The following is an 18,865-nucleotide window of genomic DNA, read 5'->3' as shown; positions in this document are numbered from 1 at the left end:
AGTCAGATCGGGGTGGCGAGCAGCGTCTGCACGCGCGACGTGTCGTAGATCACGCGCTTGGTCTTGTAGCGCAGCCCGTCGGGCGTGCGCACGACCGTGTCGTAGTACTTGCCGGCCTGGTACACGTTCGATTCGCCGTTGCTGCGCGTCTGCACGACCACGTAGTTGCTCTCGGTGTCGATCTCGCCGTCGCGCTCCGCGACGATCGTGAGGCCCGACGTCATGTGCCGGTACGTGTGCTCTTCGAAGATGTTCGCGTGCCGCAGCGACACCACGCGGTCGCGCAGCATCCGCTGGTTCGTGCAGTGGACGATCCCGACCGGCAGCCCGAGATCCGCGTTCTCCTTCGGCACGATTTCGTACGTGCAGTCCTCGGTGAACATTTCCGGCCAGTGTTCGAGCCGGTCGTTGTCGAGGTGGCCGATGTAGCGGTTCTGGAGCATGTAAATCTCGAACCACGTCTTCATGTCTTCCGTCAGGTTTTCCATCGTTCCGCGCTCCCGCTTCAATAGCCCATCAGCTTCTGGTACCCGACCCAGAACTTGCGGATCAGGCTTTCGGTGATCACCGTATCCTGCTGGTCCGGGTTGCCGCGCGACATCTCGATCACCGACGTCGCATCCGCATCTCGCACCGTGCCGCGCTGCACCAGTTCGGTCGCCTCGGTGTCTTCCATCGAGATGTAGCCGGCCGGCCCGACCAGGTTCGCCTGCTTGATGCGCAGCGCGCGCAGTTCGGGCGTGTCGTCCGCGTAGCCGAAGAAGTGGAAGATCAGCTCGAAGTTGTCCGGCCCCTTCGGCAGGATCTGGCGCGCGACCAGCGTGTTGTGGATCTGCTGGATCACGAGTTGCGGAAAGATCGGCTGGATATGGTTCGTGCAGTCCTCGTCGTATTCCGACACGAGATCGAGGATCGATTCGTCTTCCAGATGGAAGCCCTCGTCGAACGAGCGGATGTTCTGCTGCTTGTACGCGGCCGACGTGTCGTCGCCCGTCTTCGTCACGGTGATGATGCTGTGCAGCCCGTGGTTCGCATCCGGAATCGAGCGCGCCTTCATCCCGACGCGGAAGATGTTGAAGGTCGTATGGAACAGGTGCAGCATGCTCGCGTGATACGGGTCCTTCACGTTCTCCATGTACAGCTTCCAGTTCGACTTCGAATACTGGCGCGTGCAGCCGAGATACTCGATCGGCTTGTGGAAGATGCGGTCGATCCACGGACGCATCTGCTCGCCGAGATAGTCGGGCAGCGGCGCCACGTCATCGCTGAAGGTCGCGAACACGAGCCCGCGATAGCTGTCGACACGCAGCTTGCGCAGCCCGTGCTGCTTCGGGTCGAAGTCGGCCGGCATCCCCGTCATCCCCTTCTGGCCGCGCCGGAACGGCACGCCGAGCAGGTTGCCCTGGTTGTCGAAGCTCCACTGGTGGTACACGCACGTGTGCGAGCTCGCGTTGCCGCGCGACTTGCGGCATACCTGCGCGCCGCGGTGCGCGCAGCGGTTCACCCACGCGGACAGCGTGCCGTCCTCGGTGCGCGTGACGACGACCGGCGTGTCGCCGACGAACGTGCTCTTGAAGTCGCCGGCGTTCGGGATTTCCGCTTCCAGCGCGACGAAGTTCCAGGTCGGCCCGCGGAAGATGCGTTCCTGCTCGCGATCGTAGACCGCGCGCGAGCTGAACACTTTGTACGGCACGCGCGAGCCGTCGTCGTGCGGAAAGCGCACATCGGACGCGTCGTCGCGCGCGGCGAATACGACGGGCGATTCTGTCTGCTCCATGTCGGACTCCTTCTGGTTCCGTTTCGTTGATTGCATGGAGCCGATTTTTGAAAAGCTAATATTCGGCGTCTATCCGGAAAGTGCGATTGCGGCGGCGCAATATCCACTTTCGGCGGATTTCTGCGCTAGCATGGCGACACACGCGACCCGCGCACGATCGCGACCCATTCGTCGGATCGAAGCGCCCGTCGTTCATACCAAGGCCGATGCCCATGTCCCCAACGTCGTTCGAGCCGCTTGCGCTGCGTGCGCACCGGCTGTTCGAATCCCGCGATCTCGACGAGACGCGCGAGCGGATCTCGCGCGTGATGCAGCCGCATGCGCTGCTGCCGAGCGGCCGCGTGCAAGGCGCGTCGCATATGGATTTCGTGCGGCTCGGCGGGCTCGGGATCGGCACCATCGCGTTCGGCGACGCGATGCGCGTGCAGGTCGACGCCGTCGACGGCTATTACCTGCTGATGTTCTGCCTGTCCGGGCAGGCGGAAGTCCACGCGATGGGGCGCCGGCTCGGCGTCGACGGGCAGACCGGCGTGCTGTGCGCGCCCGGCGAGCGCTTCGACGCGGTGCTGTCGGCCGATTGCGAGCAGTTCGTGCTGCGCATCGATGCCGCGACCGTCGGCTCGCTGACCGGCGACCCGCGCGCGATGCTCGACCCCGTGCTGCACATCAGCGATGCCGCGCTCACCGCATGGCGCCAGCAATTGATGCTCGTCGCCCGCTCGCCGGCGCTGCTCGAACGGGCGAACGCGAACCCGCGCGTCGCGTCGCAGCTCGAGCATCTGCTGATCGATTTGCTGATCGAAGGCCACCCGCCGTCGGCGCCGAGCGCGCGCCAGGATCCCGCGCCGGGCTTCGTGCGGCGCGCGCAGGAGTTCGTGAACGCGCACTACGCGCAACCGCTGCAGCTCGCCGATATCGTCCAGGCCGCCAACGTGCCGGAGCGGACGCTGCGCGACGCCTTCCTGCAGTTCCGCGGGATGAGCCCGATGCAGTACCTGCGCGCGACGCGGCTCGAGCATGCGCGGGAATTGCTGCGCGGGTCGGTGTCCGAGCGACGGATCGCCGATATCGCGCTCGATTGCGGGTTCACGCATCTCGGGCGATTCGCGATCGCGTACCGGGAGAAGTTCGGCGAATCGCCTTCGGAGACGCTCGACGGGAAGCGGTAGGCGGTAGGCGGGCGCGGGTTCCCCGCCTTGCCGATTGCCGACCGGCGCAGCTTGCCGGCTTGCTGCCCGCCTGCATCAGCGGTATATGACATCTGCATCGCGATACCGGCTCCGTATTCGGCCTGGCCCGCCGAATTTGACCGTTAGTTGCGGTCAATACGGAAACGACCGTCGCTACGCCGCCGGCGCGATCATCTCCCGCGCGATCGCGCAGAACGCGGTCGTCGCGGCGCTTTCGCCGTGCAGCCGGCGGCTCATGATGATCGGCGAGGTCGCCGTGGGCTCCGGCAGCCGCCGATAGACGACGCCCTTCACGCGCACGCCTTCCACGCTTTCCGGCACCAGCGACACGCCCACCTGCGCGGCGACGAGCCCGAGCGCCGTCTGCAGTTCGCGCACCTCGTGCACGGCCGCCGGCACGAGCGCGCCGTCGCGCAGCGCGGACAGTTGCTGGTCCGCGAAGCTCGGCCGCGGCGTGCTCGGATAGACGATCAGCGTCTCGTTCGCGATGTCCGCGAGCGTCAGCGGCCGGTCCGGATCGGCGAGCGGATGCCCGACCGGCAGCGCCGCGATCAGCTTTTCCTCGATCAGCGCCTCGCGCACGAGTTGGTCGTCGTCGAAACGCAGGCGGCCGAACCCGACGTCGATCCGCCCGCCCTTCAGCGCGCCGAGCTGCTCGAGCGTGAACATTTCGATCAGCGACAGCTCGACGCCCGGATGCGCCTCGCGAAACGCGCGGATCACGTCCGGCAGCGCGCCGTAGAGCGTCGACGGCACGAAGCCGATCACGATCCGCTCCGACAACTGCGCGAGCCGCCGCGTCAGCGGGCCGAGTTCGTCGGCCTGTTCGACGACGCGCGTCGCCTGCGCATAGAACACGCGGCCCGCGTCGGTCAGTTTCAGCGGCCGCGCGCCGCGCTCGAACAGCGGCAGCCCGACCTCGTCCTCGATCGCCTGGAGCTGGCGGCTCAGCGGCGGCTGCGTCATGTGCAGCCGCTCCGCGGCCCGCGTGATGTTCATTTCCTCCGCGACGGCGATGAAGTACCGAAGCTGGCGCAATTCCATTTCATGCCTCGAAGGTATGGAAGTAGTCGGAAAGAGTGTTGGACGCCGCCGGCCGGGAATTCCTACCATGTGCACCAACAGGAGGAATCGCATGATAGCAACTACCGCCACCATCGAACGCATCGAGACGCTGCTCGTCGACGTGCCGACGATCAGGCCCCACAAGCTCTCGGTCGCCACGATGAATTGCCAGACCCTCGTGCTGGTCCGCGTTCGATGCACGGACGGTATCGAAGGCGTCGGCGAGGCGACCACGATCGGCGGTCTCGCGTATGGCGAGGAAAGCCCCGAGAGCATCAAGGTCAACATCGACACCTACTTCGCGCCGCTCCTGCAGGGCATGGACGCGACGCGCCCGGGCGCCGCGATGGCGCGTGCGCGCAAGCTGTTCCAGGGCAACCGGTTCGCGAAGTGCGCGATCGAGACCGCGCTGTTCGACGCGCAGGCGCGCCGCCTCGGCGTGCCGCTGTCCGAGCTGTTCGGCGGCCGCACCACCGATGCCGTCGATGTCGCGTGGACGCTCGCGAGCGGCGACACGCAGCGCGACATCGCGGAAGCCGAGGCGATGCTCGACGCGCGCCGCCATCGCGCATTCAAGCTGAAGATCGGATCGAACGCGGTCGACGACGACGTCGCGCACGTGATCGCGATCAAGCGCGCGCTCGGCGACCGTGGCGACGTCCGCGTCGACGTGAACCAGGCATGGACCGAAACCGACGCGATCCGGGCCGGCGCACGCCTCGCGGAGGCCGGCGTGAGCCTCGTCGAGCAGCCGATCGCCGCGACCAATCGCGCGGGGCTCAAACGCCTCACGCAGCTCGCGCAGATTCCGATCATGGCCGACGAGGCGCTGCACGGCCCCGTCGATGCGTTCGCACTCGCGCAGGACCGCGCGGCCGACGTGTTCGCGGTGAAGATCGCGCAATCGGGCGGCCTGCTCGGTGCGGCGAGCGTCGCATCGATCGCGTCGGCGGCCGGCATCGACCTGTACGGCGGCACGATGCTCGAAGGCGCGGCCGGCACGATGGCGTCCGCGCAACTGTTCAGCACGTTCGGCTCGCTGAAATGGGGCACCGAGCTGTTCGGCCCACTGCTGCTCACCGAGGAAATCCTCGTCGAGCCGCTGCGTTACCAGGATTTCAAGCTGCACCTGCCGGCGACGCCCGGCCTCGGCATCACCTTCGACTGGGCCCGCATCGAACGGATGCGACGCAACGCCCGCTGATCCCGCATGACACGACAACCGAAACCGGAGACACAGATGAACAAGCAAGCCATCGACGCCCTGCTGAAAACCTTCGACGACGCCGCGGAAAAGCCCGGCAACCCGCGCGTGCGCGCGATCGTCAACCGGATCGTGAAGGACATCTGCTACACGATCGAGGACTTCGACGTGCAGCCGAGCGAGTTCTGGACCGCGCTCAACTACCTGAACGAAGCCGGCCGTGAATTCGGGCTGATCGCCGCGGGCCTCGGCCTCGAGCGCTTCCTCGACGTGCGGATGGACGAGGCCGAGGAAAAGGCCGGCTTCCACGGCGGCACGCCGCGCACGATCGAAGGGCCGCTGTACGTCGCGGGCGCGCCGGAATCGGTCGGCCATGCGCGTCTCGACGACGGCACCGATCCGGGCCAGACGCTGATCATGCGCGGTCAGGTGCTCGGTCAGGACGGCGCGCCGATCGCGAATGCGCTCGTCGAAGTGTGGCACGCGAACCATCTGGGCAACTATTCGTACTTCGACCAGTCGCAGCCGGCGTTCAACCTGCGCCGCTCGATCCGCACCGACGCCGAGGGCCGCTACAGCTTCCGCAGCGTGCTGCCGGTCGGCTACAGCGTGCCGCCGGGCAGCAAGACCGAGCAACTGCTCGACCAGCTCGGCCGTCACGGCCATCGTCCGGCGCACATCCACTTCTTCGTTTCCGCGGACGGATATCGTAAGCTGACGACGCAGATCAACATCGAAGGCGATCCGCACATCTGGGACGACTTCGCATTCGCGACCCGCGAGGGGCTGATCCCGAAGATCAAGCAGGCCGAGGGCGCGGAAGGCAAGCCGTATGGCGTCGACGGGCAATTCGCGCTGATCGACTTCGATTTCTCGCTGCTCAAGGACAAGCAGGACGTGCCGGCGAGCGAAGTCGAGCGGGCGCGTGCACAGGCCTGAGCGGCCCCGTTCGACGAATCGACAACGCAAGGAGCGCAGGATGCTGTTTCATGTGGAAATGACCGTCCGTCTGCCGGCGGACATGGATCCGGTCAAGGCGGCCACGCTGAAGGCCGAAGAGAAGGCGATGTGCCAGCGGCTGATGAACGAAGGAACCTGGCGGCATCTGTGGCGGATCGCGGGGCAGTATGCGAACGTCAGTATTTTCGACGTCGAAAGCGTGCAGCAACTGCATGACGTGTTGAGTCAGCTGCCGCTGTTTCCGTATATGGAGATGGAAGTGCGGGCGCTGTGCCGGCATCCTTCTTCGGTGCGGGAGGATGATCGGTAAGCGAACGCGACGCGCGGCGCGACTGAACGGCCGCGAAGAGGACGGCACGGGCGGCCGGCGATTTTCTCGCCGGTCGCCCGTGTCGCTTTGCAGCCGTCCCGTCCAGGTATCGACCCGCATCACGACGATGCGGCGACGATCACCGCTCCTGCGCCAGATGCGCCGCGAACCCCACCGTCCCCGGTGCGATCTCCGCCTTCAGCGTCAGCGCCGGAATATCGTAGTCGCCCGCGTTCTGCCGCCGGAACGGAATCGGCTGCGCGGTCCACAGTTCGTCGAGACGTTTGCCGAGCGCAGCACGCGTTTCGTCGAAACGCGCGTCGTCCATCCGGTGCGTCTGGTAGATCACGAACGGCGGCAGCACGTCGAAGCCGGGGTAATAGAGAATCCCGTGCTGGATCGGAAACAGCACGTCGTCGATCGGCCCGTTGATGCCGCGTGCGCTGTAATGCGACTCCCAGCCGCCCGTCGTGACGACGATCATCGCGCGCTTGCCCGCAAGCGACCCTTCGCCGTAACGGTCGCCCCAGTGCAGGTCGGAGTGTTCGCCGACGCCGTATGCAAAACCATACGCATACACGCGCTCGACCCAGCCCTTCATGATCGCCGGCATCGAAAACCACCACAGCGGAAACTGCAGGATCACCGCGTCGGCCCACTTCAATTTTTCCTGTTCGCGCGCGATGTCTTCACTTTGCGTGCCCGTCGCGAACGCGTGCTTCGAATCGAGCGACGGATCGAAACGCGCGTCGGGCGTGCGATCGGTCACGTCGTTCGCGTCGAACGCGGCCTTCCAGTTCATCGCATACAGGTCCGTCACCTGCACGCTATGCCCCGCCGCTTCGAGCCGCTCGACGGCAAAGTCGCGCAGCGCGCCGTTCAGCGAACGCGGTTCCGGATGGGCATAAACGATCAGCACATTCATGTTCGTCACTCCGTTGATTGAATGACTGCAGGATGCCGTCGCCAAAGGTATATTTGAAATGAATTCCTGAAATTCCAGGTATAACCATGAACAATCTCAGACGACTGGATCTGAACCTGCTGATCACGCTCGACGTGCTGCTCGCCGAGCACAACGTCACGCGTGCAGCCGAAAAACTGAATATGTCGCAGCCGTCGGTCAGCGTGCAGTTGCAGAAACTGCGCGATTTCTTCGGCGATCCGCTGTTGCTTCCCGGACCGCGCGGCATGCGGCCGACCGCGCGCGCGGAAACGCTGCGCGAGCCGCTGCGGGACGCGCTCGACGCGGTCGAACGCGCGGTGCTGACGGCCACGCCGTTCGATCCGGCAACCGCGACGAACACGTGGCGCGTGGCCGCGACCGACTACGGCGAATCGACGATCGTCCTGCCCGCGCTGAACACGCTGCGGTCGGCCGCCCCCGCGACGCGCGTCGCCGTCGTCGAGCTCGTGCCGCCGCGCATCGAGCAGGACGCGGAGCGAAACGGCATCGACCTGGCCTTCCACACGACGGAAGGTTCACCGGAAGGGATGCGGCGCCTGCCGCTGTTCGTCGAGCGCTACGTGCTCGTCGGCCGCGCCGGTCATCCGAAGCTGAAGCGGCGCCCGACGCTCGCGCAGTTCGGCGCGCTGGAACACGTGATCGTGTCGCCCGACGGCGGCGGCTTCTTCGGCGTGACCGATGAAACGCTCGCGAAAGCGGGCGCCGCGCGGCGTGTCGTGCTGTCCGTTCCGCATTTCCTGTTCGTGATGTCGGCCGTCGCCAGCACGGATCTCGTCGCGATGCTGCCCGAGCGTCTGGTGCGCGACGTGCCCGCGCTGCGCGTGGTGGAAGCGCCCGTTCACGTTCCCGGCTATGAAATGTCGATGTTGTGGCACGAGCGCGTGCACCGCGATCCCGCGCATCGGTGGTTGCGCGAGACGATCGCGGCGTCGGTGTAAGTCGTTCGCGAAAACCGCGCGGCGCGCGCGCCGGCCACCGTCGCCACGGCACTCGACCCGGTGCCGGCAAACCGACATGCATTCAGGACTTGAAACCGCCTCGGACACTGTATATATTTACAGTGATTTTGCACCATTTGACCCGAATTCCGTCACCCATGACGGACGGACTTTTGTGAGGCGACCATGTTCCAGTCATCCGCATTCGATCCCGAGCAACCCGGCTTCAACCCCGCCCACTTCGAACGTGCCGCGCAGCGGGCGGTCGTCGACCTGCAGCGTGTCGTCGGCGGCCCCGCCCAACGCGCGCTCGGCCTGCGACGCCGCACCCATCCGGCCGCCGTCCGCACGATGAGCTGGCAGGCGCTGCTGAACGTCGAGGAACTCGCGTTCTCGAATACCGGTTTCCTGAGCCGCAACGATCCGACGGTCGTCGACGCGTTCATCCGCCTGCGCGGCAGCCGGCTGGTGGCGGCAGATGTCGAGGAACCGGTCGACTGGCGTCGCGACGACGACGACCTGCCGGCCGTCTACCTGATCGTCAAGGCGATGCTGGAAGCGGAGGAGGAAGAGCGCGCCGAAGCGGCCTGACGCACGCCGCCATTTCCCAACCCGGAACGACGCCCGTTACAGCCGCGCCGCGAGTCGCGATCCCTGATCGATCGCACGCTTCGCATCGAGCTCGGCCGCCAGTTCCGCGCCGCCGATCAGGTGCACCGAGCGTCCGGCCGCCTGCAACGGCGCGAGCAGCGCGCGCTGCGGCTCCTGCCCCGTGCACAGCACGATCGTGTCGGCTTCGATCAGTTCATGATCGGTCCGCTGCTCGCCGTACGACACGTGCAGCCCGCGCGCATCGATCCGTTCGTAGTTCACGCCGCCGATCATCTTCACCTGCTTCATCTTCAGCGTCGCGCGGTGAATCCAGCCGGTCGTCTTGCCGAGCCCCTTGCCGAGCGGCGCGGCCTTGCGCTGCAGCAGCGTCACTTCGCGAGCCGGCGCCCCGACCTGCGCGCGCGTCACGCCGCCGCGCGTCGCGGCCGGATCGGTCACGCCCCACTCCGCTTTCCACTCTTCCAGATCGAGCGTCGGCGACTCGCCGCCCTGCACCAGGTATTCGGCGACGTCGAAGCCGATGCCGCCGGCGCCGACCACCGCGACCCGCCGGCCGACCGGCTGCCCGCCGGCCAGCACGTCGATGTAGCTGAGCACGTTCGGCCCGTCCTGGCCGGGAATCTTCGGGTCGCGCGGCGCCACGCCGGTCGCGAGCACGATTTCGTCGTAGCCGCCCGCGATCAGGTCGCTCGCATCGACGCGGCGGTTCAGGTGCAGGTTCACGCCGGTCAGCTCGACCTGACGGCCGAAATAACGCAGCGCTTCGTCGAACTCCTCCTTGCCCGGAATCCGCTTCGCCATGTTGAACTGGCCGCCGATCTCCGCCGCCGCGTCGAACAGATCGACGTGGTGGCCGCGCTGCGCGAGCACGGTCGAGCACGCGAGCCCGGCCGGCCCCGCGCCGACCACCGCGATGCGCTTCGGCTGCTGCACGCGCGTATAAATCAGCTCGGTCTCGTGGCATGCGCGCGGATTCAGCAGGCATGACGCGATCTGGTTCTTGAACGCGTGGTCGAGACACGCCTGGTTGCAACCGATGCAGGTGTTGATCTCGTCTGCCCGGCCCTGCGCGGCCTTGACGACGAACTCGGCATCCGCGAGCAGCGGGCGCGCCATCGACACCATGTCCGCGCAGCCGTCCGCGAGAATCTGCTCGGCCACCTCGGGCCGGTTGATCCGGTTGGTCGTCACGAGCGGGATGCCGACCTCGCCCTTCATCTTCTTCGTCACCCACGCGAACGCGCCGCGCGGCACCGACGTCGCGATCGTCGGCACGCGCGCCTCGTGCCAGCCGATCCCCGTATTGATGATGGTCGCGCCCGCGCGCTCGACGGCCTTCGCGAGCTGCACGGTCTCGCTCCAGTCGCTGCCGTCCGGAATCAGGTCGAGCATCGACAGCCGGTAGATCAGGATGAAGTCGCGCCCGACCGCCTCGCGCGTGCGCGCGACGATCTCGATCGGCAGCCGGATCCGGTTCTCGTACGAACCGCCCCACTGGTCGCCGCGCTTGTTCGTATGCATCGAGATGAACTGGTTGATCAGGTAGCCCTCGGAGCCCATGATCTCGACGCCGTCGTAGCCGGCCTCGCGCGCAAGCTGCGCGCAGCGGACGAACGCGCGGATCTGCCGCTCGACGCCGCGCGCGCTGAGTTCGTGCGGCGCGAACGGCGAGATCGGCGACTTGATCTTCGACGGCGCGACCGCGAACGGGTGGTAGCCGTAGCGGCCGGTATGCAGGATCTGCAGCGCGATCTTGCCGTCGTCCGCATGCACGGCGTCGGTGATCACGCGATGGCGCCGCGCGCCGGCCGACGTCATCAGCGTGCCGCCGAACGGCTTGGTCCAGCCGGCCACGTTCGGCGCGAAGCCGCCGGTCACGATCAGGCCGACGCCGCCGCGCGCACGTTCGGCGAAATAGTCGGCGAGCCGCGGCAGCGTCTTGCGGCTGTCCTCGAGGCCCGTGTGCATCGAGCCCATCAGCACGCGGTTCTTCAGCGTGGTGAAGCCGAGATCGAGCGGCGCGAGCAGGTGGGGAAAGGAAGTCGTCATGGTGAGTCTGCCGATAAGCGATACGTGCCATCGTAGGCTGCGCGCCGCCTTGAACGTGAGGGGGCAAACAGCCATAATGCTTGTCATTTCCGGCCAAATCGACATGACCTCCCCGTCACGCAAGGACCACCTCGGGCTACGCCGGCCGACGATTCCGGTCGCCTACACGCGCCTGCTGCTGCAGGCGCTGGCCGCGCGCGGCGTCGATCCGGCCGCCGTGCGCGCGGGCACCGGGCTGCGCGATGCCGTATTGGCCGAACCGGACGCGCGCGTCGCGCCGTCGCAATGGGGCCGGCTCGTGCTCAACGCGATCGAGATCGGCGGCGATCCGGGCATCGGGCTCGCGTTCGGGCTGCTGCTGAAGCCGACCGTGCACGGCTTCCTCGGTTATGCGACGCTGACCGCGCGGGACATCCGCGAAGCACTGGTCGTCACGCAGCGCTACTTCCGGATGCGCAACCGCCAATATCGGCTGACCTACGCGGAGGACGACGACGGCGCGACGCTCGAACTGCACGGCGTGCAGGCGAGCCCGGTGCTGCAACATCACGTGATGTTCGAGTTCGTGCTGACGGGGCTCGCGCAGAACATCTCGCAGTGGTCCGGGCGCGCGTCGCCGCCGATCGCGCTGCGCTTCGCATGGCCGGAGCCCGATTACTTCGCACGCTATCGCGACCAGCTGCCGCCGGTCGAATTCGGCTGCGCGGCGAACGCGCTGTGGATCGCGCACGACGTGCTCGACTGGCCGCTGCCGCTCGCCGACGAAGTCGCGCACCGGCAAGCGCTCGTGCAGGTCGAGCGCGAGTATGCGCAGGTGCGTCAGGAGGAAGGCGATCTGGTCGAGCGCGTGCGCGCGGAACTGGCGCGAACCGCCGGCAACTATTCCAGTCCGGAGGCGCTCGCCGACGCGCTGCTCGTGTCGACGCGCACGTTGCGGCGCCGGCTCGAGGAAGCGGGGTCGAGCTATCGGCAACTGCTCGACGAAGCGCGCTTTCGCGATGCGAAGCTATTGCTGTCGGCGTCGGATCTCGACCTGAAGACGATCGCCGAGCGGCTGCAGTTCACCGACCCGGCGAATTTCACGCGCGCATTCCGGCGCTGGGCCGGGCAGACGCCGAGCGCCTATCGGGAAGCGGCCGCCGGAGCCACGCACGAATGACCGGAGAACGCGGGCGGCGCCACGCGCCCCGTTGATATTTCATCGTTCGGTCGAACGGCGATCGGCCGCTTCGTGCAAGTGCGCCGCACACCCGCTCCCTCCGAGCCGGCGAGCGCGCGACGCGTCAGCCGCCGACGTCGATCCGCGCGCCGCCGTCGCCCTCGCCTGCGTCGATTCGCACGTCGCCCGTCGCGGCGACGATCGCGTCGTACACCGCATCGGTCACGCACACCACCGGCACCGCGATCGCATACAGCTCCGCGGCGACGATCGCGCCGATCGAGATGATCAGGTCGCGCTCCTTCAGCACGATCCCGACCGGCCCCGTGCCGTTGCGCACCGCTTCCGCGAGCACGCTGCTGCTCGAACTCGAGCCCTTCGCATGCGGCATCACCATGATCCGGCCGGCCAGGCTCGCGCCCGCCTGCGGATGCCCGCGATCGACGATCCGCCCCGCGCCCGAGTCGTAGCCGCCCCAGAAGCTGAGCGGCTTGTCGAGCACGATCGTCGTCGCGCATGCGCTGCCCGGCACGAGCGTGTCGCCCGTCAGTTTCCGAATGCTTGCTTCAGTCATCGAATCGCACCTTTCCTTCGAACGCGGAACGCACGCACTCGCGCATGCTGCCGTACGCGACCGTGACGCCGATGTTCGCGGGCGCATACGACGCCCATTTCCCCGAGTTCGTCATCACCAGGCCCGACAGCTGTTTCATCACCGGCGTGATGTACGTGCAGGTGTCGACGACGATCTGGATGCCGCGCGCGTCGAACTTGACGGCAAGCCCGAGCTCGCCCAGTTCCCACAGGATGAAGCGGCTCGTGTTCACGTAGAAATCGCACTTCGGCTTGCCGTCGAACTGGTCGAGCAGCGCGTCGAGCGTGCGGAATTCGGCCAGCGAGAAGTGCGGCGTGCCGAGCGCGACCGCGACGAGCGCATCGCCGGCCGCGCCGTGGTTCAGCGTGCGGCGGATCTCGTCGAGATCGGCCATCGCGACATCGACCGTTCGCTGCGCCGCCTGCCCGTGCAGCGCGGCGTCGAGCGTCGGCGCCTCGGGCGTGACGCCCACCGCATGGAACAGCGCGACCGCGCCGCTCGATGCGGCGGCCGCGCCGAGCGCCTTGAGTTCGTCCTCGGTGGTGTCCGCCGGCAGCCCGACGATCGCCGGCACGGTCGCGCCGGCGATCCGGCCGATCAGCAATCCGAGCGCCGCGAAATAGATGTCGCGCGACGGCCGGTGGCCGAAGTCCGGCGCGTTGAACACGATCCGCGCCGCGCGATTCGATTCGACGTGCAGCCCCGCATACGGCGCGCGCCCGGTGATCGCGGCGGCCAGATCGAGAAAGTCGCCATAGCGGCTGGTGCGTGCGCCGAGCACCGAGTTGGCGAACACGATCGCATTGGATTCGGCCCACGCGATCTGCTCGCCCAGGCGCGGACGATTCTTCAGCTGATACGGCGCGCACGTGAAGCTCGACTCGCAGCCGAGCTGGAGATGCGCGTCCATCAGGCGTTGCGCGTCGCGCTGGATCGTGCGGTCGCCGCGATACAGCTCGGGATGGATCAGGTCGAGCGACCCGACGTTCAGCGTGGTCGGCACCGCGACCTGCGCGCCGGTGTCGACGAAATATTCGACGAAGTCGAGGCTGGTCTGGCCGTGGTAAAGACAGCCGTCGATATGCGCGGACGTGATGTCGATCAGGCGCGGCGCCGACATGACCTCGGCCGTGCGCGCGACGATCCGCATCGCGCGCGCGACGCCGTCGCCGAATGCGCCGCGCAACATCGCGTCGTCGCGCTCGCTCAACTGCAGCATGGGGGGCTCCTCGTGTCTCGTCCGGTGGATCCGGATCGCTTTTGTAATACTACCGCGCGCGTCGCGCCTATCGCTGCGCCGTCAGGCTGAACAGCTCGTCGCGCAGCGCCTTGGCGCGGCCGCGGCCGAACTGCGTCTCGAACTCGTCCTGCGCGGCCTGCCACGCGACTTTCGCCTGCGCGTAGGTGCGCTCGCCGAGCTTCGTCAGGCTGAGCGCATGCGCGCGCGCGTCATGCTCGGACGCGGCCGCGGCGACGAAGCCGTCGCGCTGCAGCGGCTTCAGCGCGCGCAACAGCGTCGTGCGATCCATCACCAGCGTGTCGGCGAGTTCGCTCATCACCAGGCCGGGCCGGTGCGACAGGTTCACCATGATCGAGAACTGCGCGGGCGTGACACCGACCGGGGCCAGATGCCGCTCGTAAAGTTGCGTGACGAAGCGCGCCGCCTGACGCAGCGCGAGGCAATTGCACGCGTGGGCCATCTGGATATCGTTCATGACCGGCAATTTATATGTGCATATGCATAAAGTCAATGTACACTCCGCCGTAACATGGCCGGGCCGGCCGCGTGTATCAAGCGCCCCGCCATCGCCTCGAGGAGACGGACATGGACTACATCGACAAGCTGCGGATTTTCCGGTCGGTGGTGGAAATGCGCAGCTTCACGCGCGCCGCCGACATGCACGGCCTCGCGCGGCCGGTCGTGTCGCGGGCGGTCGCGGATCTGGAGGCGCGCTTCGGCAGCCGCCTGCTGCACCGGACCACGCGCCAGGTCTCGCTGACCGAAACCGCCGAGCGCATCTACGAACGCTGCGCGGCCGTGCTCGACGAACTCGACTCGCTGGAAGCGCAGGCGCAGTCGCACACGCGCGAGCCCGAGGGGCTGCTGCGCCTCGTCGCGCACACGACGGCCGCGCTGAACCGGCTCGTGCCGCTGATCGCCGGCTTCAAGGCCGCGCATCCGAAGGTGCGCCTCGACGTCACGCTGACCGAGCGCCCGGTCGACCTCGTCGGCGAAGGCTACGACATCGGCATCGTCGTGCCGTACATGCTGACGAGCGAGACGACCATCGTGCGGCTGGTCGAACGCATCCCGGTGGTGATCGTCGCGACGCCCGCGTATCTGCGCACGCACCTGCGTCCCGAAACGCCGGCCGACCTCGCCGGTCACGCGTTCGTGCCGCTGTCGCCGTCGCTGCGCCGGCCCGCGCTGTCGTTCCGCGTCGACGGCGACACGCTGACCGTGCCGTTGAGCTTCGACATCTCGTCGAACAGCCCCGTCTTCAACCGCGAAATGGTGATGCACGACTTCGGCATCGGCGTCGTGCCGAAAACGCTCGTCGAAGCCGAGCTCGCGTCGGGCGCGCTCGTGCAGTTGCTCGACGGCGCCGACCTCGTCGACGCGTTCGTCGAAATCAAGCTCGCGTACGCGAATCGCGCGCTGCTGCCGGCGAAGGTCAAGGCGTTCATCGACTACACGGCCGCGTACTGCGACCGCGAAGGCGGGATTGTTCCGGCCGCCGCCTGATCCGGCGCGAAAACGCACCGTTCCACCGTCGATTGGTACAGCCACGGCACCAATCTGATCCTGCCTCGCCGCTCGCTTCAGGCCGCCGCGCCACCTAACATGTGCACATGCACAAGTCCACGCTTACCGATGACGATTGCTTCGCGGTCCGGCAAGCCGCCCGGCGGATCTCGCAGTTCTACGAGCGCTACCTGTCGCAGGCGGGCGTCACGCCGTCGCAGTACAGCATTCTCGCGCTGCTGCGGGAGCGCCCGGGCCTGACGATGGCGACGCTGTCGGCGGTCCTGGTGATCGAGCGCACGGCGCTGCTGCGCGCGCTCAAGCCGCTGATCGGCGCGACGCTGGTCGCGGGCCGGATCGAGCCGCGTTGCCGCCGCCAGACGTTCGCGCTGACCGCGCACGGCGAAACGAAGATCGCCGACGCGCAGGTGCACTGGCTCGCCGCGCAGGAGGCGTTCGAGCAGCGGTTCGGGTCGGCGCAAGCTGCCCGCCTCAGAGACGAATTGTTCCGGATCACACACAACCTCCCGGAACGCTGACCCCTTCCCCGATCGGCGACGCGTCGTCGGTCGTTTCAATTAGTGCATATACATAGGTGAATCGATGGACACGACCCAAGCCGCTGCCTCCCGCGAGGCAGCCACAACCGACCGGCCGGCAAGGCAGCAACGCCGCGTGCCGTGGATGCGGATCGCGGTGGCCGCCGTCGTCGTCGCGGCCGCGGTCGCGGCGCTCGACTGGCTGTTCGTGCTGCGCTTCCAGGAAAGCACCGACGATGCGTATGTCGGCGGCGACGTCACGGTGCTCGCGCCGAAGGTGAACGGTTTCGTCGACAAGATACTCGTGACCGACAACCAGCGCGTGAAGGCCGGCGACGTGCTCGTGCAGCTCGATGCGCGCGACTACGATGCGAAGCTCGCGCAGGCGACCGCCGAAGTCGACAGCGCGCGCGCCGCGGTGACCGAACTCGAGGCGAAGCAGCAGCTTCAATACGCGGTGATCGGCCAGCATACCGCGGACAGGAACGCGTCGTCGGCCGAGCTCACGCGTGCGTCGTCCGACCGCGTGCGCTACCGCGAGCTCGTGAAATCCGATGCGGTGTCGAACCAGATCGTCGAACGCGCGGACGCCGATTATTCGAAGGCGGATGCGGCCGTCGCGCGCAGCGATGCCGCGCTGCTCGCATCGAAGCGGCAGCTCGACGTGCTCGGCGCGCAGCTCGCCGATGCGCGGGCCCGCGTGAACACGGCGCTCGCCGCGCAACGCGTCGCGGCGCTCAACGTCGAGTACACGACGATCCGCTCGCCGGTCGACGGTTACATCGGCAACCGCACGGGCCGCGTCGGGATGCTCGCGAACGTCGGCGTGCCGCTGCTGACGGTCGTGCCCGTGTCCGGGCTGTGGATCGACGCGAACTTCAAGGAAGACCAGCTGCGCAAGATGCGCGCGGGCGATCGCGTCGACGTCGCGCTCGATGCGTCGAGCACGCGCCTGCACGGCCGCGTCGACAGCCTGGCGCCCGCGACCGGTGCGACCTTCAGCGTGCTGCCGCCCGAGAACGCGACCGGCAACTTCACGAAGATCGTCCAGCGCGTGCCGGTGCGCGTGCATCTCGATCCGCAGCCGGGCATCGAGCATGTGCTGCGTCCCGGCCTCTCCGCGGTCGTGACCGTGCACACCGACCGCACGAATTGAACGGGAGCCTGCGATGACCACCGCGTTTTCCGGCGACCCCGCGTCGCAACCGACGAAGCAGCGCGTCTTCGCGTTCGCGCTGATGTGCGTCGGCTTCTTCATGGCGACGCTCGACATCCAGATCGTCGCGTCGTCGCTGCGCGACATCGGCGGCGGCCTGTCCGCGAGCCAGGACGAGTTGTCCTGGGTGCAGACGGCCTACCTGATCGCCGAAATCATCGTGATCCCGATGTCGGGCTGGCTGTCGAGGGTGATGTCGACACGCTGGCTGTTCGTCGCGTCGGCCGTCGGCTTCACGATCACGAGCATGTTGTGCGGGCTCGCGTGGGACATCAACTCGATGATCCTGTTCCGCGGGCTGCAGGGCGCGCTCGGCGCCGCGATGATCCCGACCGTGTTCACGACCGCGTTCGTGCTGTTTCCGGGCAAGCAGCGGCTGATCGCGTCGACGACGATCGGCGCGCTCGCGTCGCTCGCGCCGGCGATCGGGCCGGTGATCGGCGGCTGGATCACCGATCAATGGTCGTGGCACTGGCTGTTCTACCTGAACCTCCTGCCAGGCATCGCGGTGGCCGCGCTGGTGCCGCGCTACGTGCATATCGACGCACCCGATCTCAGCCTCATCAAGCGCGGCGACTATCGCGGCATCGCACTGATGTCGGGCTTCCTCGGCTGCCTCGAATACGTGCTGGAAGAAGGCCCGCGCAAGAACTGGTTCAGCGACGATGCGATCGTCATCTGCGCGTGGTTCTCCGGCATCTGCGGCTTCCTGTTCATCGTGCACGCACTGACCGCGGAAGACCCGATCGTCGATCTGCGCGCGCTCGCCGTGCGCAACTTCGGGATCGGCAGCCTGCTGTCGTTCGTCACGGGCATCGGGATCTTCGTGACCGTGTTCCTGACGCCGCTGTTCCTCGCGCAGGTGCGTGCGTTCAGTTCGCTGCAGATCGGCATCGCGCTGCTGTCGGTCGGTGTGTTCCAGCTGCTCGCGCTCTGCGCGTATGCGTTCGCCACACGCTACTTCAGCATGCGCGCGCTGCTCGTGTTCGGGCTCGTCTGCTTCGGCCTCGGCTGCTACATGTATACGCCGATCACGCACGACTGGGGCTGGCGGGAACTGCTGCTGCCGCAGGCGCTGCGCGGCATCGGCCAGCAGTTCAGCGTGCCGCCGATCGTGACGATGGCACTGGGCTCGCTGCCGCAGTCGCGGCTGAAATCGGCGAGCGGCCTGTTCAACCTGATGCGCAACCTCGGCGGCGCGATCGGCATCGCGGTGAGCGCGACGATGCTCAACGACCGGCTCAACTTCCACTACCTGCGCCTGAACGAACACGTGAGCGCCGGCGAGCCGCAGGTCGCGTCGCTGCTCGATCGCCAGGCCGCGTACTGGACCTCGGTGGCCGGCAACACGCTCGATACCGCGCAGGCCGGCCTCGCGAACCTGCACCGCCTGATCTATCGCGAAGCGCTGACGCTCACCTACGCGGATGCGTACTACGCGCTGTCGCTGTGCTTCGTGGTCGCGCTGCTTGCCGTCGCGTTTTCCCGTCCCATCACCCTGAACGCGCCGCCGCCGGACGCGCACTGAAGCCAAGGTC

At 67.3% G+C, this 18,865-nt stretch carries 19 protein-coding genes; 11 read left to right on the top strand and 8 right to left on the bottom strand.

The genetic code is table 11. From position 1 onward, the window contains the following. Positions 1-2: 2 nt before the first annotated feature. Together andAd and andAc are read right to left on the bottom strand one after the other, a co-directional pair. A complete protein-coding gene (andAd, locus tag WS45_RS10965) occupies positions 3-488 on the bottom strand; it encodes an anthranilate 1,2-dioxygenase small subunit AndAd (protein ID WP_059531699.1) in 486 nt (161 codons plus the stop codon). Positions 489-505: 17 nt separating this feature from the next. Then, on the bottom strand, positions 506-1,777 hold the full coding sequence (gene andAc, locus WS45_RS10960) for an anthranilate 1,2-dioxygenase large subunit AndAc (protein WP_059448779.1): 1,272 nt from the start codon (positions 1,775-1,777) through the stop codon (positions 506-508). Positions 1,778-1,989: 212 nt separating this feature from the next. On the opposite strand from andAc, the gene andR reads away from it, so the two are divergent. Beyond that, positions 1,990-2,946, top strand: a complete 957-nt coding sequence (andR, locus tag WS45_RS10955; RefSeq protein WP_059531702.1) for an anthranilate 1,2-dioxygenase regulatory protein AndR — start codon at positions 1,990-1,992, stop codon at positions 2,944-2,946. Between the two features lie 174 nt (positions 2,947-3,120). Here andR and WS45_RS10950 read toward each other — a convergent pair whose 3' ends face one another. Continuing rightward, on the bottom strand, positions 3,121-4,011 hold the full coding sequence (locus tag WS45_RS10950; protein WP_059531705.1) for a LysR family transcriptional regulator: 891 nt from the start codon (positions 4,009-4,011) through the stop codon (positions 3,121-3,123). A 91-nt stretch (positions 4,012-4,102) separates the two neighbouring features. Here WS45_RS10950 and WS45_RS10945 point away from each other — a divergent pair, with 91 nt between their 5' ends. The 3 genes from WS45_RS10945 to catC are packed head-to-tail and all read left to right on the top strand — an operon-like array spanning position 4,103 to position 6,506. Continuing rightward, positions 4,103-5,236, top strand: coding sequence for a muconate/chloromuconate family cycloisomerase (locus tag WS45_RS10945; RefSeq protein WP_059699810.1), 1,134 nt, complete (start codon positions 4,103-4,105; stop codon positions 5,234-5,236). A 36-nt stretch (positions 5,237-5,272) separates the two neighbouring features. After that, positions 5,273-6,175 (top strand): catechol 1,2-dioxygenase, encoded by a 903-nt coding sequence (gene catA / locus WS45_RS10940; protein ID WP_059531711.1) that lies wholly within the window; start codon positions 5,273-5,275, stop codon positions 6,173-6,175. 40 nt (positions 6,176-6,215) lie between these two features. Then, positions 6,216-6,506, top strand: a complete 291-nt coding sequence (catC, locus tag WS45_RS10935) for a muconolactone Delta-isomerase (protein WP_050017398.1) — start codon at positions 6,216-6,218, stop codon at positions 6,504-6,506. A gap of 139 nt (positions 6,507-6,645) precedes the next feature. Here the strand turns inward: catC and WS45_RS10930 are convergent, their stop codons facing one another. Beyond that, a complete protein-coding gene (locus WS45_RS10930) occupies positions 6,646-7,431 on the bottom strand; it encodes an NAD(P)H-dependent oxidoreductase (RefSeq protein WP_059531714.1) in 786 nt (261 codons plus the stop codon). An 86-nt stretch (positions 7,432-7,517) separates the two neighbouring features. Between WS45_RS10930 and WS45_RS10925 the strand changes: the two genes are divergently transcribed. Then, on the top strand, positions 7,518-8,411 hold the full coding sequence (locus tag WS45_RS10925) for a LysR family transcriptional regulator (protein ID WP_059699808.1): 894 nt from the start codon (positions 7,518-7,520) through the stop codon (positions 8,409-8,411). A gap of 186 nt (positions 8,412-8,597) precedes the next feature. Beyond that, positions 8,598-9,002 carry a DUF2471 family protein gene (locus WS45_RS10920; RefSeq protein WP_059531720.1) on the top strand — a complete coding sequence of 135 codons (405 nt, stop codon included), beginning with the start codon at positions 8,598-8,600 and terminating at the stop codon, positions 9,000-9,002. 36 nt (positions 9,003-9,038) lie between these two features. On the opposite strand, the gene WS45_RS10915 is transcribed toward WS45_RS10920, so the two are convergent. Further along, on the bottom strand, positions 9,039-11,072 hold the full coding sequence (locus tag WS45_RS10915; RefSeq protein ID WP_059699807.1) for an NADPH-dependent 2,4-dienoyl-CoA reductase: 2,034 nt from the start codon (positions 11,070-11,072) through the stop codon (positions 9,039-9,041). 76 nt (positions 11,073-11,148) lie between these two features. Between WS45_RS10915 and WS45_RS10910 the strand changes: the two genes are divergently transcribed. Further along, positions 11,149-12,231: an AraC family transcriptional regulator gene (locus tag WS45_RS10910; protein ID WP_059531726.1), complete on the top strand. Its 1,083-nt coding sequence runs from the start codon at positions 11,149-11,151 to the stop codon at positions 12,229-12,231. Positions 12,232-12,355: 124 nt separating this feature from the next. Here the strand turns inward: WS45_RS10910 and WS45_RS10905 are convergent, their stop codons facing one another. From WS45_RS10905 to WS45_RS10895, 3 genes are all read right to left on the bottom strand, one after another. Then, complete coding sequence (locus WS45_RS10905; protein ID WP_059689495.1) at positions 12,356-12,805, bottom strand: aconitase X swivel domain-containing protein; 450 nt, start codon at positions 12,803-12,805, stop codon at positions 12,356-12,358. After that, positions 12,798-14,045: an aconitase X gene (locus WS45_RS10900; protein ID WP_059699805.1), complete on the bottom strand. Its 1,248-nt coding sequence runs from the start codon at positions 14,043-14,045 to the stop codon at positions 12,798-12,800. The genes WS45_RS10905 and WS45_RS10900 overlap by 8 nt, the downstream gene beginning before the upstream one ends. A 67-nt stretch (positions 14,046-14,112) precedes the next feature. Then, entirely contained in the window at positions 14,113-14,541 is a 429-nt protein-coding gene (locus tag WS45_RS10895) for a MarR family winged helix-turn-helix transcriptional regulator (protein WP_059689493.1), read from the bottom strand. Positions 14,542-14,651: 110 nt separating this feature from the next. On the opposite strand from WS45_RS10895, the gene WS45_RS10890 reads away from it, so the two are divergent. The 4 genes from WS45_RS10890 (at position 14,652) to WS45_RS10875 (ending at position 18,855) form a co-directional block, all read left to right on the top strand. Next, positions 14,652-15,572: a LysR family transcriptional regulator gene (locus tag WS45_RS10890; protein ID WP_059699803.1), complete on the top strand. Its 921-nt coding sequence runs from the start codon at positions 14,652-14,654 to the stop codon at positions 15,570-15,572. A gap of 107 nt (positions 15,573-15,679) precedes the next feature. Next, positions 15,680-16,111, top strand: a complete 432-nt coding sequence (locus tag WS45_RS10885) for a MarR family winged helix-turn-helix transcriptional regulator (RefSeq protein WP_059531741.1) — start codon at positions 15,680-15,682, stop codon at positions 16,109-16,111. A gap of 64 nt (positions 16,112-16,175) precedes the next feature. Next, positions 16,176-17,267, top strand: a complete 1,092-nt coding sequence (locus WS45_RS10880) for an HlyD family secretion protein (protein ID WP_059699801.1) — start codon at positions 16,176-16,178, stop codon at positions 17,265-17,267. Between the two features lie 13 nt (positions 17,268-17,280). Continuing rightward, positions 17,281-18,855, top strand: coding sequence for a DHA2 family efflux MFS transporter permease subunit (locus tag WS45_RS10875; RefSeq protein ID WP_059699799.1), 1,575 nt, complete (start codon positions 17,281-17,283; stop codon positions 18,853-18,855). The last annotated feature ends 10 nt before the right edge of the window (positions 18,856-18,865 follow it).

This window comes from Burkholderia sp. RF2-non_BP3, assembly GCF_001522185.1.
Lineage (GTDB): Bacteria > Pseudomonadota > Gammaproteobacteria > Burkholderiales > Burkholderiaceae > Burkholderia > Burkholderia diffusa.
The sequence above is the reverse complement of the archived record's forward strand: the minus strand, read 5'-3'. Positions and strand labels throughout refer to the sequence as shown.